The sequence below is a fragment of the Pseudomonas sp. RL_5y_Pfl2_73 genome (assembly GCF_963970515.1).
Taxonomy (GTDB): Bacteria; Pseudomonadota; Gammaproteobacteria; order Pseudomonadales; family Pseudomonadaceae; genus Aquipseudomonas.
The window spans coordinates 35830-50494 of sequence record NZ_CAXAPD010000016.1; the positions used below are offsets into that span (position 1 = coordinate 35830).

At 60.6% G+C, this 14665-nt stretch carries 11 protein-coding genes and 1 pseudogene; 8 read left to right on the plus strand and 4 right to left on the minus strand.

The genetic code is table 11. From position 1 onward, the window contains the following. Positions 1 to 453 precede the first annotated feature (453 nt). Positions 454 to 1526, minus strand: a pseudogene (locus AACY42_RS16765) (IS630 family transposase). A 216-nt stretch (positions 1527 to 1742) separates the two neighbouring features. Here AACY42_RS16765 and AACY42_RS16770 point away from each other — a divergent pair. After that, a complete protein-coding gene (locus tag AACY42_RS16770) occupies positions 1743 to 2045 on the plus strand; it encodes a hypothetical protein (RefSeq protein ID WP_339481028.1) in 303 nt (100 codons plus the stop codon). A gap of 154 nt (positions 2046 to 2199) precedes the next feature. Here the strand turns inward: AACY42_RS16770 and AACY42_RS16775 are convergent, their stop codons facing one another. From AACY42_RS16775 to rpmE, 3 genes are all read right to left on the minus strand, one after another. After that, positions 2200 to 3468 carry a malic enzyme-like NAD(P)-binding protein gene (locus AACY42_RS16775; RefSeq protein WP_339481030.1) on the minus strand — a complete coding sequence of 423 codons (1269 nt, stop codon included), beginning with the start codon at positions 3466 to 3468 and terminating at the stop codon, positions 2200 to 2202. Between the two features lie 185 nt (positions 3469 to 3653). After that, a complete protein-coding gene (locus AACY42_RS16780) occupies positions 3654 to 4436 on the minus strand; it encodes a thermonuclease family protein (protein ID WP_339481032.1) in 783 nt (260 codons plus the stop codon). A 41-nt stretch (positions 4437 to 4477) separates the two neighbouring features. Then, on the minus strand, positions 4478 to 4699 hold the full coding sequence (rpmE, locus tag AACY42_RS16785; RefSeq protein ID WP_339481033.1) for a 50S ribosomal protein L31: 222 nt from the start codon (positions 4697 to 4699) through the stop codon (positions 4478 to 4480). Positions 4700 to 4991: 292 nt separating this feature from the next. On the opposite strand from rpmE, the gene AACY42_RS16790 reads away from it, so the two are divergent. From AACY42_RS16790 to phaC, 7 genes are all read left to right on the plus strand, one after another. After that, positions 4992 to 7211 (plus strand): primosomal protein N', encoded by a 2220-nt coding sequence (locus tag AACY42_RS16790; protein WP_339481034.1) that lies wholly within the window; start codon positions 4992 to 4994, stop codon positions 7209 to 7211. Positions 7212 to 7421: 210 nt separating this feature from the next. Further along, positions 7422 to 9158 (plus strand): arginine--tRNA ligase, encoded by a 1737-nt coding sequence (gene argS, locus AACY42_RS16795; RefSeq protein WP_339481035.1) that lies wholly within the window; start codon positions 7422 to 7424, stop codon positions 9156 to 9158. Between the two features lies 1 nt (position 9159). Continuing rightward, positions 9160 to 9864 carry an SPOR domain-containing protein gene (locus AACY42_RS16800; RefSeq protein ID WP_339481036.1) on the plus strand — a complete coding sequence of 235 codons (705 nt, stop codon included), beginning with the start codon at positions 9160 to 9162 and terminating at the stop codon, positions 9862 to 9864. 292 nt (positions 9865 to 10156) lie between these two features. After that, complete coding sequence (gene hslV / locus AACY42_RS16805; RefSeq protein ID WP_003196958.1) at positions 10157 to 10687, plus strand: ATP-dependent protease subunit HslV; 531 nt, start codon at positions 10157 to 10159, stop codon at positions 10685 to 10687. Positions 10688 to 10743: 56 nt separating this feature from the next. Beyond that, positions 10744 to 12081 carry an ATP-dependent protease ATPase subunit HslU gene (hslU, locus tag AACY42_RS16810; protein ID WP_339481037.1) on the plus strand — a complete coding sequence of 446 codons (1338 nt, stop codon included), beginning with the start codon at positions 10744 to 10746 and terminating at the stop codon, positions 12079 to 12081. A gap of 224 nt (positions 12082 to 12305) precedes the next feature. Further along, a complete protein-coding gene (locus AACY42_RS16815) occupies positions 12306 to 12683 on the plus strand; it encodes a DUF971 domain-containing protein (protein ID WP_339481038.1) in 378 nt (125 codons plus the stop codon). 278 nt (positions 12684 to 12961) lie between these two features. Further along, positions 12962 to 14641 carry a class II poly(R)-hydroxyalkanoic acid synthase gene (gene phaC, locus AACY42_RS16820; RefSeq protein WP_339481039.1) on the plus strand — a complete coding sequence of 560 codons (1680 nt, stop codon included), beginning with the start codon at positions 12962 to 12964 and terminating at the stop codon, positions 14639 to 14641. Positions 14642 to 14665: the final 24 nt, after the last annotated feature.

Here is a 14665-nt window from a genome sequence, read left to right on the forward strand (position 1 = left end):
CGACGTTCGGTAGCACAGTGGCAAGCATGCAGATCTCCTAGGACAATTCGCGCAACCTTCCTGCTTATGCCTGTCGGATCTACGTCGGAGCGTTCCGTGCAAGTAATGGGCTTTGACGAAATGCGCCGTCTTACCCCGCCACGCCGCCTCATCCGCTTCCTGTTTGTCAGGCCATCATTTTACCTCGGGCTTCCTTCAGATTCGCAGTCACCTGCGACACCCTTGCCTCTGCTAACACCTCCCTTGCCGAGTGTGTAGAGGACTTTCACTTCCAAGTCACCAGCGTGGTACAGCCAAGCTGGTTACGCTTACGCGCAACGCGCCATGCCTGGCGCACCCAATAAAAAGCCCCGACTCATAGGAGCGGGGCTTTTGTTGAAGCGCTACAAACGGTTTAGCCATTTAGCACATCATCACGTCCTTGGGCGGCCAGTGTGATGTTCTCGAAATAATCTACCCATTAGCCTGTGAGGCCATCGCCTCGCGGGCTCGCTTTATTTTGTTCAAAATATCCTCTCCTTTTGCGTTCCAAATATAGCGGGGCGGCTGCGCACTTCGCAGTGCCGGGAAGGTGGTGATCGAGCTTTCCAGTTCGCGAACCGAACTGAAACTGCCGTCACGCAGGTACACCGTGATATCCCGAAAAAGCGTTCAGCCATGTTCATCCACGAGCTGGATGTCGGGGTGAAATGCATGTGGAAGCGTTTGTGTTTCTCCAGCCACGCCTTCACTTTGGGGTGCTTGTGCGTGGCGTAGTTGTCGACGATCAAATGCAGCTGAAGATGTTTAGGCGTTTCTCGATTGATCGTCTTGAGAAATTCCAGCCATTCCTGATGCCGGTGTTGGCGCTCAATGGAGCTGATCAAGCGTCCCTGGAGATAATCCAGCGCCGTGAATAAAGTGACGGTGTCATGACGCGCATAATCGTGCGACTGCGTGCGGATATGGCCGATCCCCAATGGCAGCCCAAGCTGAGGGGCGCTCAAGGGCTTGCACTTGACTTTTTTCATCGCAGCAGAGCACCAGAGCCTTGTCTGACGGAGCCAAGTACAGCTCGATCACGTCCCAAAATTTCTCCTCAAAGTGCGGGTCATTGGACAGTTTGAAGGTGCGGGTCAGGTGGGGTTTCAAGTCATTGGCTGCCCAGAGTTTGTGCACGCTAGTGGCCGAAATTCCAGCCGCTCAGGCCATGCTTCGGCAGCTCCATCGAGGCTCACCGATGCGCGGTTGAGTAACTTGCTCAAGAACACGACGCACCGCTTCAGGGCAAAAATGGTTTACGCCCCCGAGCTGGCTTATCAAGCAAACCGTCCAACCGTTGAGCCTGGAAGCGCTGACACCAGCACGTGATAACGGGGAGCGAGAACCCGGTCAGCCGGGCTGATCTCTACTCGCGTACACCCTTGGGCCGCCAACAGAATCACTCGGGCGCGGCGGCCGTCGCGCTGGCTGATAGTGGCCGAACGTACACGCCGGCTCAGCTCGGCATGTTCTTCTGGACTGAGGACAATGTTGAGTGCGTTCACCGGCGTCTCTCCGAACGTTGGATGACACGGGAAGTGTAGCCAATATCGGAGAAATGTTAATTCAACAGCACACTAGCTTGCATAAGACAGCTTGCCAAATTGCTCTATAAACAAAAACGACCAAAATTAAATAGAATAAAAAACTGTCAGATCTTACAGTAGCCGCCCTTGTACTCTTAACCATAATCAAATCTCACCAACTCAGAGGATTTGATCATGAACGAAGATGTCGTTGCACGGATCAACAACATTGCGCCAGAAACATACTTGCGCATAAGCTACTACAAGTCTAACGGCGAGCTTTCAAACATGGATCAGGGCTGGTTAAAAACAGTCGATCTCGACGCAGGGACACTGAGCTTGAAAAGCTCCAACTATGACACACTGAAAACAGTCTGGATCAACAATATAAAAAGCGCCAATGATATTGATGACACCCATACTGGAAGCGGCAGCGCTGGCCCAGCAGTATCTGGCGGCATGCATTGGGTGGCCGGCGTAGGATGGCAAAAGAACTGACAAAAGGTGCAATGAGCCAAACTTAATGTGGCTCTAAAAGCGCTCAACAAAAACCATCAATAAAGCAACACGTTCGTGCTGCGTTTCCCACATCGGGATACAAAAAGCCCCGACTCACAAGAGCCGGGGCTTTTCGTTGAAGCGCTACAACGGCTTAGCCGTTGAACACGTCATCCACGCTCTTGAGCGGGTAGTTCTTCGGGTACGGCAGGGTGGCCACACCGGTCTCGATGGCGGCCTTGGCCACGGCGTCGGAGATCAGGGTGATCAGGCGGGCGTCCATGGGTTTCGGAATGATGTACTCACGACCGAATTCCAGCTTGATGCCGCCGTAGGCGTCGCACACTTCCTGAGGCACCGGCAGCTTGGCCAGTTCGCGCAGGGCGTTGGCGGCTGCAACTTTCATTTCTTCGTTGATGCGCTTGGCACGAACGTCCAGGGCACCACGGAAGATGAACGGGAAGCCTAGTACGTTGTTGACCTGGTTCGGGTAGTCCGAACGGCCGGTGGCCATGATCACGTCGCTGCGGGTCGCGTGAGCCAATTCCGGGGAGATTTCCGGATCCGGGTTCGAGCAGGCGAACACGATTGGGTTCGGTGCCATGCGCAGCAGGTTTTCCGCGCTCAGCAGGTTCGGACCCGACAGGCCGACGAACACGTCGGCACCGTCCAGCGCGTCCGCCAGGGAGCGCTTCTCGGTCGCGTGGGCGAAGACGGCCTTGTACTGGTTCAGATCGTCACGACCGGAGTGGATCACGCCGGTACGGTCGACCATGAAGATGTTTTCGATCTTGGCGCCCATGCTCACCAGCAATTTCATGCAGGAGATCGCCGCAGCGCCGGCGCCGAGGCAGACGATCTTGGCTTCCGGCAGGGTCTTGCCGGCGATTTCCAGGGCGTTGATCATGCCGGCCGCGGTGACGATCGCGGTGCCGTGCTGGTCATCGTGGAATACCGGAATGTCGCACTGCTCGATCAGGGCGCGCTCGATCTCGAAGCACTCAGGTGCCTTGATGTCTTCCAGGTTGATGCCGCCGAAAGTGATGGAGATGCGCTTGACGGTGTCGATGAAGGCTTGCGGGCTCTCGGAATCGACTTCGATGTCGAATACGTCGATACCGGCGAAGCGCTTGAACAGCACACCCTTGCCTTCCATGACTGGCTTGGAGGCCAATGGGCCGAGGTTACCCAAGCCAAGAATCGCGGTGCCATCGGAAATGACTGCAACCAGGTTGCCTTTACCGGTGTATTTGTAGGCCAGTTCAGGGTCGCGAGCGATTTCGCGGACTGGTTCGGCTACGCCGGGGCTGTAGGCCAGCGACAAGTCGCGAGCAGTAGCGGTGGCCTTGGTGAGCTCGACACTCAGCTTCCCTGGACGAGGATTAGCGTGATATTCGAGAGCGGCAGTTTTCAGATCAGACATGTGGGCATTCCGCTTTTTACTGTGTTGGACAGACGGACCGCCGAGGATACGCGCCTCGCAAAGTCCCCACAAGACTGACCAGTCACTGCTGTCAAGCGCCCTACCCTACGACTTTGGACCAATAGCCGCGAAACACAAGGGCTACATGCATACAATTTACCAATAAAATGTCTACAACCTTCCTCTTACAAGACCGTTTGAAGCATGGCAGGATCGGTCAGCGGCAACATCCATCGCGCCTGCCCAGCCTTGTTGCCGCCACGTCGGGCACGGTCGACGACCCAGCCACGGGCCTCGATTTTTCGGCCCTTTAGCCGCTCCAGGGCCGAGGCGTCGAAGTGCCTCTGCACACCGGGCGCAATGTGCAAGACAACCGCCCCCCGCAATTCAATCCAGATGCCACCACGATTGCGCCGCACGCTTTCGACACGTCCGCTCGTCAGCACAAAACCAGGCGCATTGATTTGCTCCGCTCGCACGACGGGCGATTTTTTCCAGAGGCCGGTTCCAGCTTGCCGCGCATGACGTTCGGCCATTTGCTGGCAACTGACCAGGTCGACGTTCGGCGCGACCGCCACCAGAAACCCCAGCCCTTCGGCAATCAACCGCTCCTCGAGGTTCTCGCCCTGGGTGTTGTAGACATGGGCCAGCGTGCGGCCGTAATCGTCGCGGTCGTCCTTGCCAGGCAATACGCCCACCCGGCCACCGCTGGCGGCCACCAGAGCTTCGAGTCGCTGACGCGCCGCCACGGCGAACGGTTCGTCGGCGCGGCCTCGCTTGCCCAGCTCCGGACTATTGAGCCCAATCATCCGAATGCGTCGGCCATCCTCCAAGTACAAGGTGTCGCCATCCACCACCCGCTGCACCGCCACCTGGGGCAGGTTGCCCGGCGAAGGACAGGACGCCTGGGCACCACTGAGCCAAATCGCAGACACAAAAAAGGCGCCCACAAGGGACGCCTTTTTCATCGTTCTGGAGCGGTCGAGACGACCATCCAAAATGATCAGCCTCAGGCTTTTTTGGTAGCGCCAAAAGCACCGAAACGATCGGCGAACTTCTGAACACGGCCGCCGGTATCCAGAGTCTTTTGCTTGCCGGTGTAGAACGGGTGGCATTCGTTGCAAACGTCGATCGCCATCGCTTTGCCGTAGGTCGAACGCGTTTCGAACTTGTTGCCGCAGCTGCAGGTTACGGCAATTACTGGGTATTCCGGATGGATATCGGTTTTCATGCTCTTTTCCTCAGGCTAGCGTGCCGCCACCCAACACTATTGTTGAATACCGCACGTAATTAGGCCGCGGATTCTACCAGACAACATCAATCACGCAAGCTATGACTTGTACCAACCGTCTGCTAGGCTCCCGGCCTCATGCGCAAGCTCTTTTGTGGGAGCGAGCCTGCTCGCGATGGCGGAGTGTCAACCTATCTCCATGTGGCTGATTCTACCGCTATCGCGAGCAGGCTCGCTCCCACAGGGGTTGTTCCAGCTTTCTGAATTCATCCGTTTATCGAGACCCTCCCGCGTGCCCGACGCCATCCTGCGCCTCGCCTTGCCTTCGCCACTGCGCCGTCTGTTCGACTACCGCGCCCCGGCCGGGGTCCTGCGCGCCCAGCTGCACCCGGGCATGCGCCTGCGGGTGCCGTTCGGTCGGCGGGAGATGATCGGTATCCTGGTGGAGGTCACCGACCACAGCGAGGTCCCGGCCGACAAGCTCAAACCAGCCCTGGCCCTGCTCGACGCCACACCACCGCTGCCCGCCGCGCTGTTCAAGTTATGCCTGTGGACGTCCCAGTATTACCAGCACAGCCTCGGCGACACCCTGAGTTGGGCGCTGCCGGTGCTGCTGCGCCAGGGCGAACCGGCCGAGCCGCGCCAGGAGCGGTTCTGGTCGGTAGCCCCCGGCGCCTCGCAGGACGATCCACGCATCGCCCGCGCCCCGCGCCAGCGTGAGGCCTTGACGACCCTGGCCCAGCATCCCCACGGCGTGGCGCATCAATTGCTGAGCAAACTGATGCTCAGCAAGGACAGTCTCGATCTACTGCTGGCCAAGGACCTGGTGCAGGTGGAAGTGCGCAGGCACGCCCCCGGTGCCCGCCATGAACATTGGCTGGCCCAGCCGGAACTGCCGCTCAACGCCGAACAGCGGGCTGCTTGCGAAGCGATTCGCGCAGGCTTCGACAGCTATCACGCCTTTCTGCTGGCAGGTGTCACCGGCAGCGGCAAGACCGAGGTCTACCTGCAACTGATCCGCCAGACCCTGGAAGCCGGCAAGCAGGCGCTGGTGCTGATTCCGGAAATCAACCTCGGCCCGCAAACCCTGGCGCGCTTCGAACAGCGCTTCAACGCCCGGATCGCCCTGGTGCATTCGGCGGTCAACGACCGCGAACGCCTGGAGGCCTGGCTCGCCGCCCGTGACGGCGAGGCCGATATCATCATCGGCACCCGCTCGGCCCTGTTCACACCGATGAAGGACCCAGGCCTGATCATCATCGACGAAGAACACGACGGCTCTTATAAACAGCAAGAAGGCCTGCGCTACCACGCCCGCGACCTGGCACTGGTGCGCGCCCGCCAGGAAAACATCCCAATCGTCCTCGGCTCGGCCACGCCATCGCTGGAAAGCCTGCACAACGCCTACACCGGCCGCTACGGCCTGCTACGCCTCAACGAAAGGGCCGGCGGCGCCAAGCAACCGCGCTTCCTGCGCCTAGACGTGAAAAGTCGCCCGCTGGACAGCGGTATTTCCGGGCCGATGCAGCAAGCCATCGGCCAGACCCTGGCTGCCGGACAGCAGGTCCTGGTGTTCCTCAATCGCCGCGGTTTTGCCCCGACCCTGCTGTGCCACGACTGCGGCTGGATGTCCGGCTGCGAACGCTGCGATGCGCGGATGACCGTGCATCAACGCCATGGCGAGTTGCGTTGCCACCATTGCGGCCACGTCGAGCGCGTGCCAAGGCACTGTCCCCAGTGCGGCAAAGTGGACTTGCGCCCGGTCGGCGCCGGCACCGAGCGTGCCGAAGAACGACTGGGCATCCTGTTCCCCGATTACCCGGTACTGCGGGTGGATCGCGACAGCACTTCGCGCAAGGACGCGATGAACCAGTTGTTTGCCACGATCCAGAAAGGCCAGCCGTGCATCCTGGTGGGCACGCAGATGCTCGCCAAGGGGCACCACTTCCCACGGGTCACACTGGTGTCGATCCTCGACGCCGATGGCGGGCTGTTTTCCGGTGATTTCCGCGCCAGCGAGCGCATGGCGCAACTGATCGTCCAGGTCGCAGGTCGGGCCGGGCGAGCCGAGGAGCCGGGCAAAGTGATCATCCAGACCCACCTGGCCGATCATCCATTGCTGATCCAACTGACTGAGCAAGGCTATTTCGCCTTCGCCGAACAAGCCTTGAGCGAACGCCGCAGCGCCGGCCTGCCGCCCTTTGCCCACCTGGCATTGTTGCGGGCCGAAGCCCATAAGCCGGGGCAGGCCGAAAGTTTTCTCGATGAGGCCTGCAGCGAGGCAGAGCGCTTGCTGGCGGAGCAGAACCTCACCGGCATCGAACTCTTGGGGCCGGTGCCGGCGCCGATGGAACGGCGAGCCGGGCGCTATCGCGCGCAGCTTTTATTACAGGCCAATGCCCGGGCACCGCTGCATCGACTGCTGAGCGCCTGGCTGCTGGTGCTGGAACAGATGCCCAGCGGGCGGGCGGTGCGCTGGTCGCTGGATGTGGATCCGGTGGATTTGTATTGACCCAAGCATCGTCATCGCGAGCAGGCTCGCTCCCACAGGGAATCGCATTCCAATGTGGGAGCGAGCCTGCTCGCGATGACGGCCGAATAATCACCACACATCCCCAACCGACCCGCTACAGTTGGCAAGCTCGCCCGCGCCACGGATAATGCCCAGTTTTTCCACCAGCGCATCGAAGCGCCGCCGCGCCTGCGGTTGAAAGAGAAGACCATGAAAGACACCATTCGCCAGCTCATCCAGCAAGCCATCACCCAACTCGTCACTGAAGGTGTGCTGCCAGAAGGCCTGTCGCCGGCGATTCAGGTCGAAAACACCCGCGACAAGACCCACGGCGATTTCGCCAGCAACATCGCGATGATGCTCGCCAAGCCGGCTGGCATGAAGCCACGAGACTTGGCGGAGAAAATCATCAATGCCCTGCCGGCCGACGAGAACGTCAGCAAGGCTGACATTGCGGGCCCCGGCTTCATCAACTTCTTCCAGAACACTCAGGCCCTGGCTTCGCGCCTGGATGCGGCCCTGGCCGATGAGCGCATTGGCGTGCGCAAGGCCGGCCCGTTGCAGCGCACCGTGGTCGACCTCTCGGCCCCCAACCTCGCCAAGGAAATGCACGTCGGCCACCTGCGCTCGACCATCATCGGCGACGGCGTGGCCCGGGTCCTGGAGTTTCTTGGCGACACCGTGATCCGCCAGAATCATGTCGGCGACTGGGGCACCCAGTTCGGCATGCTGATGGCTTATCTGCAGGAAAACCCGATCACCAGCGACGAATTGTCGGACCTGGAGAACTTCTACCGCGCCGCCAAGCAACGCTTCGACGAGTCGCCCGAGTTCGCCGACCGGGCCCGGGGCCTGGTGGTCAAGCTGCAGGCCGGCGATGCCGAGTGCCTGGTACTGTGGAGCAAGTTCAAGGACATCTCCCTGTCTCACTGCCAGAAAATCTACGAGCTGCTGAACGTTAAATTGACCATGGCCGACGTGATGGGCGAAAGCGCCTACAACGACGACCTGATCAACGTGGTCAACGACCTCAAGGCCAAAGGCATGCTGGTGGAAAGCAACGGCGCCCAGTGCGTGTTCCTCGACCAGTTCAAGACCGCCGATGGCGAGCCGCTGCCGGTGATCATCGTCAAGGCCGACGGTGGCTACCTCTACGCCACCACCGACCTGGCAGCCGTGCGCTACCGTAACGGCGCGCTCAAGGCCGATCGGGTGCTGTACTTCGTCGATCAACGCCAGGCCCTGCACTTCCAGCAAGTGTTCGAAGTCGCACGCCTGGCCGGTTTCGTGCCCCACCCAATGGACATGGAGCACATGGGCTTTGGCACCATGAACGGCGCCGACGGCCGCCCGTTCAAGACCCGTGATGGCGGCACGGTAAAGCTGATCGACCTGCTGACCGAGGCCCAGGACCGCGCCTACACCCTGGTCAAGGGCAAGAACCCCGAGCTGGCCGAAGACGAACTGCGCAAGATCGCCAAGGTCGTGGGCATCGACGCGGTGAAATACGCCGACCTGTCCAAGCACCGCACCAGCGACTACAGCTTCAACTTCGACCTGATGCTCAACTTCGAAGGCAACACCGCCCCGTACCTGCTGTACGCCTACACCCGCGTGGCGGGGGTGTTCCGCAAGCTGGGCAAAAACTTCAATGAAGTGGACGGTCAGATTGTGCTTGAGGCCCCTCACGAACAGGAACTGGCGGCGAAGCTGGCGCAGTTCGGTGAAGTGTTGAATAACGTCGCCGACAAGGGCACACCGCACACCCTGTGCGCCTACCTGTACGATGTCGCCGGCCTGTTCTCCAGCTTCTACGAGAACTGCCCGATCCTCAACGCGCAAACCCCAGAGCAAATGCAGAGCCGCCTGCGTCTCGCCGCACTGACCGGGCGGACGCTCAAGCAAGGCCTGGAACTGCTGGGCCTGGAAACCCTGGAGCGCATGTAAGTTGGCCGCCAAGAAAAAACCTGCACCCAAACGCGGCGCCAGTCGTTACCAGCCTCCTGCCAAACAACCGATTCCGGGCTGGTTGTGGATGGCCATCGGCCTGACCGTCGGCGCTTTCATTGTGTTTCTGATGAAGCTGGAGCCGGGCCAGGGCGATGACGTCAAGCGCGTCCGGCAAGAGCAGCAGAAAGCCACGCGGATCGCCGAGGCCAACAAAACCCCGCCGAGCCCGACACAACCGGTGAAGCCGAAGTACGACTTCTACACCTTGCTGCCGGAATCGGAAGTCATCGTGCCGCCCGAGGCCGTGCCGGAGAAAACCCTGCCGACGCCGCAAGTGCCCCAGGTGCCCACCACCCCGGTGACCCCGGCCGAAGCGGCGAAGATCGACACCGCTCGCGCCCAGGCGGCCCTCGCCGGCATCACGCCGCCACCGGCCCCACCGGTGCAGAAAGCCGCGCCGGTGACGAAGTTCTTCCTGCAGGCCGGTTCGTTCCGCAAGGAAGCCGACGCCGACAAGGTCCGGGCGCAGATCATTCTGCTGGGCCAGTCCGTGTCGGTGGAGTCCGGCACCGTGCGGGACGAGACCTGGTACCGGGTACTTGTCGGGCCGTTCAGCAACCGTGAGGAACTGACCAAGGCCCAAAAACAATTGGCCGGTAGCGGTTTCAGCAATCTGTTGTTACAACAACGCCAGAGCCGCTGATTTCTACAGAGAACACCTGTGGCTGCAAGGCTTTCGCGGCCACGGGACCTGTAGGAGCTGCCGAGCGGAGCGAGGCTGCGATCTTTTGATCTTTTGATCTTTTGATCTTTTGATCTTTGATCGTTTGATCTTTCGCTTGAGATTCAAGTGTTTTTGGAAAGATCGCAGCCTCGTTGCACTCGACAGCTCCTACGCGCCTCGCACCACTCGTCCCCCGCAGTTGAAAAAACCCACGCCACCCCCATATGAGTTCCATCCGGGCATTTTCGCCCCGCTGCGTGGAGACTCTCCCTTGACCACCATCGTTTCAGTCCGCCGTCATGGCAAAGTCGTCATGGGCGGCGACGGCCAGGTTTCACTGGGCAACACCGTGATGAAAGGCAACGCGAAGAAAGTCCGCCGCCTGTATCACGGCGAAGTCATCGCCGGTTTCGCCGGGGCCACTGCCGACGCCTTCACTTTGTTCGAGCGTTTCGAAGGCCAGCTTGAGAAACACCAGGGCCACCTGGTCCGTGCCGCCGTGGAACTGGCCAAGGAATGGCGCACTGACCGCTCCCTGAGCCGCCTCGAAGCCATGCTCGCGGTCGCCAACAAGGACGCCTCCCTGATCATCACCGGCAACGGCGACGTTGTTGAACCCGAAGACGGCCTGATCGCCATGGGTTCCGGCGGCGCCTACGCCCAGGCTGCGGCCAGCGCCCTGCTGAAAAAAACCGACCTGTCGGCCCGTGAGATCGTCGAGACTGCCTTGGGCATTGCCGGCGACATCTGTGTCTTCACCAACCACACCCAGACCATTGAGGAGCAGGACCTCGCGGAATAAGCCTGTCCAGGCGACCCACGCCACGGCCCATTCTTGCTTGAGGACCACCCATTATTATGTCCATGACTCCCCGCGAAATCGTCCACGAACTCAACCGCCATATCATCGGTCAGGACGATGCCAAGCGCGCCGTCGCCATCGCCCTGCGTAACCGCTGGCGCCGGATGCAACTGCCCGAAGAACTGCGCGTCGAAGTGACCCCCAAGAACATCCTGATGATCGGCCCGACCGGTGTCGGTAAAACCGAGATCGCCCGTCGCCTGGCCAAACTCGCCAACGCACCGTTCATCAAGGTCGAAGCCACCAAGTTCACCGAAGTCGGCTATGTCGGCCGCGACGTCGAGTCGATCATCCGTGACCTGGCCGATGCCGCCATCAAGCTGCTGCGTGAACAGGAAATCACCAAGGTCCGCCACCGCGCCGAGGACGCCGCCGAAGAGCGCATCCTCGACGCCCTGCTACCGCCGGCGCGCATGGGTTTCAACGCCGACGCTGCCACGACCCAGGACTCCAACACCCGCCAACTGTTCCGCAAGCGCCTGCGCGAAGGCCAATTGGACGACAAGGAAATCGAGATCGAAGTGGCCGAAATGGCCGGCGTCGATATTTCCGCGCCGCCAGGCATGGAAGAGATGACCAACCAGTTGCAGAGCCTGTTCGCCAACATGGGCAAGGGCAAGAAGAAAAACCGCAAGCTCAAGGTCAAGGAAGCGCTGAAACTGGTGCGCGATGAAGAAGCCGGCCGCCTGGTCAACGAAGAAGAGTTGAAGGCCAGGGCGCTGGAGGCGGTCGAGCAGCATGGCATCGTGTTCATCGACGAAATCGACAAGGTCGCCAAGCGCGGCAATGTCGGCGGAGCCGATGTGTCCCGCGAAGGTGTACAACGCGACCTGCTGCCGCTGATCGAAGGCTGCACGGTCAACACCAAGCTGGGCATGGTCAAGACTGACCACATCCTGTTCATCGCCTCCGGTGCGTTCCACCTGAGCAAGCCGAGCGACCTGGTGCCGGAGCTGCAGGGTCGCCTGCCGATCCGCGTCGAGCTCAAGGCGCTGACGCCGGAAGACTTCGAACGCATCCTCAGCGAGCCCCACGCATCCCTGACCGAACAGTATTGCGCGCTGCTCAAGACCGAAGGCCTGAACATCGAGTTCACGCCAGAAGGCATCAAGCGCCTGGCCCAGATCGCCTGGCAGGTCAACGAGAAGACCGAGAACATCGGTGCCCGTCGTCTGCACACGCTGCTCGAACGCCTGCTCGAGGAAGTGTCGTTCAGTGCTGGTGACCTGGCGAGCACCCACAACGAAGCGCCGATCCTCATCGACGCCGAGTACGTCAACAACCACCTGGGTGAGCTGGCGCAGAACGAAGACCTGTCGCGGTATATCCTGTAAGCCACACGACGTGTGAGCGGGCTCCTATGGCGAGGGAGCTTGCTCGCGCTGGGCCCTGTAGGAGCTGTCGAGTGCAACGAGGCTGCGATCTTTCCACGACCCATTGAGTCTGGCGTGAAGATCAAGATCAAAAGACCGCAGGCTTCGCCAGCTCCTACACCGTCCAGCGCGAGCAAGCTCCCTCGCCACATAGCGTTCACATAAGGCTTCAAGAGGACGATCCCATGACCAAACTCCCCAGCGCCATCAACTTGCACAAAGCCTCCAAGACCCTGACGCTCAAATACGCGCCAGACGAGGAGTATCACCTGCCCGCCGAATTCCTGCGGGTGCACTCGCCTTCCGCCGAGGTCCAGGGCCACGGCAAACCCATCCTGCAATACGGCAAGCTCAACGTTGCCCTGACCAAGGTCGAACCGGCCGGCCAATACGCACTGAAACTGACCTTCGACGACGGCCACGACAGCGGTCTGTTCACCTGGGACTATCTCTACCAGCTAGCGGTGCGTCAGGAAGACTTGTGGAGCGATTATCTTGGCGAACTCAAGGCCGCCGGAAAAACCCGCGATCCGAACGAGTCCGTCGTCAAGCTGATGCTCTAACTCAAGGGCTGGCGCTTTAGGGCGAATTTTCTAGACTCATCTGCTTGAATGCCCGCGCGGCAACGTCAATGACTGGCCTGCTTGCGAAAAAAATTAAACTCGGGTAACCAATGGAGCTGGCAAGTTACCTGCAAAGGAACCGCCGAGTTCCTGGCATACGTTTCCTCATTGGCCCTCGATGCGGAATTAATGGTCACCCGAGCAGCGTACCTGGTATCGGCTGTGTGGCTTCATGGCACGATCCGGGTACTCGTCTGAAGGACAATGGAGCGTCGTAGATGAGCAACAAGAACAACGATGACCTGAAGTATCAAGCCTCGGAAAATACCCTGGGGCTGAATCCCGTCGTCGGCTTGCGCAGAAAAGATCTGCTGGCCTCTGCCCGCATGGTGCTGACCCAGGCCATCAAGCAACCGCTGCACGGCGTCAAGCACGTCGCCCATTTCGGCGTCGAACTCAAGAATGTCCTGTTCGGCAAATCCGAACTGCAACCGGCCGGCGACGACCGTCGCTTCGCTGACCCGGCGTGGAGCCAGAACCCACTCTACAAACGTTACCTGCAAACCTACCTGGCGTGGCGCAAGGAGCTGCACGCCTGGATCGACGACAGCAACCTCTCGCCCGCAGACATCAGCCGTGGGCATTTCGTGATCAACCTGATGACCGAAGCCATGGCCCCGACCAACTCGGCGGCCAACCCGGCAGCAGTCAAGCGCTTCTTCGAAACCGGCGGCAAGAGCCTGCTGGATGGCCTGTCCCACCTGGCCAAGGACCTGGTGCACAACGGCGGGATGCCGAGCCAGGTCAATATGGGCGCGTTCGAGGTCGGCAAGAGCCTGGGCGTGACCGAAGGCGCCGTGGTGTTTCGCAACGACGTGCTGGAGCTGATCCAGTACCGCCCCATCACCGAGCAGGTCCACGAGCGACCGCTGCTGGTGGTGCCGCCACAGATCAACAAGTTCTATGTATTCGACCTGAGTCCGGACAAGAGCCTGGCACGCTTCTGCTTGCGCAGTAACGTGCAGACCTTCATCGTCAGTTGGCGCAACCCCACCAAGGAGCAGCGCGAGTGGGGCCTGTCGACCTACATCGAGGCGCTCAAGGAGGCGGTGGACGTGGTCACGGCCATCACCGGCAGCAAGGACGTGAACATGCTCGGCGCCTGCTCGGGCGGCATCACCTGCACCGCGCTGCTGGGCCATTACGCCGCTCTCGGCGAGAAAAAGGTCAATGCCCTGACCCTGCTGGTCAGCGTGCTCGACACCACCCTGGACACCGACGTGGCGCTGTTCGTCGACGAACAGACCCTGGAAGCGGCCAAGCGCCATTCCTACCAGGCCGGCGTGCTCGAAGGTCGCGACATGGCCAAGGTGTTCGCCTGGATGCGCCCCAACGACTTGATCTGGAACTACTGGGTCAACAATTACCTGTTGGGCAACGAGCCGCCCGTCTTCGACATCCTGTTCTGGAACAACGACACCACGAGGCTGCCGGCGGCGTTCCACGGCGACCTCATCGAAATGTTCAAGAACAACCCACTGATCCGCCCCAATGCACTGGAAGTGTGCGGCACGCCCATCGATCTCAAGCAGGTCACCGCCGACATCTTCTCCCTGGCCGGCACCAACGACCACATCACGCCATGGAAGTCCTGCTACAAGTCGGCGCAGTTGTTTGGCGGCAAGGTGGAGTTCGTGTTGTCGAGCAGCGGGCATATCCAGAGCATTCTCAACCCGCCAGGCAACCCCAAGTCGCGCTACATGACCAGTGATGACATGCCCGCCAAGGCCGAGGACTGGCAGGAGAACTCAACCAAGCACACCGACTCCTGGTGGCTGCATTGGCAGGCCTGGCAGGCCGAGCGCTCGGGCAAACTGAAAAAAGCCCCTACCGTGCTGGGCAACAAGGCCCACCCGGCCGGTGAAGCGGCGCCCGGCACTTATGTGCATGAGCGGTAATGGATACAACTCGTCTGGCGCGGG

Coding starts and splice junctions, on each gene's coding strand:
- AACY42_RS16770 (WP_339481028.1), top strand. CDS start 1,743: ATGAACGAAGATGTCGTTGCACGGATCAACAACATTGCGCCAGAAACA.
- AACY42_RS16775 (WP_339481030.1), bottom strand. CDS start 3,468: ATGTCTGATCTGAAAACTGCCGCTCTCGAATATCACGCTAATCCTCGT.
- AACY42_RS16780 (WP_339481032.1), bottom strand. CDS start 4,436: ATGAAAAAGGCGTCCCTTGTGGGCGCCTTTTTTGTGTCTGCGATTTGG.
- rpmE (WP_339481033.1), bottom strand. CDS start 4,699: ATGAAAACCGATATCCATCCGGAATACCCAGTAATTGCCGTAACCTGC.
- argS (WP_339481035.1), top strand. CDS start 7,422: ATGAAAGACACCATTCGCCAGCTCATCCAGCAAGCCATCACCCAACTC.
- hslU (WP_339481037.1), top strand. CDS start 10,744: ATGTCCATGACTCCCCGCGAAATCGTCCACGAACTCAACCGCCATATC.
- AACY42_RS16815 (WP_339481038.1), top strand. CDS start 12,306: ATGACCAAACTCCCCAGCGCCATCAACTTGCACAAAGCCTCCAAGACC.
- phaC (WP_339481039.1), top strand. CDS start 12,962: ATGAGCAACAAGAACAACGATGACCTGAAGTATCAAGCCTCGGAAAAT.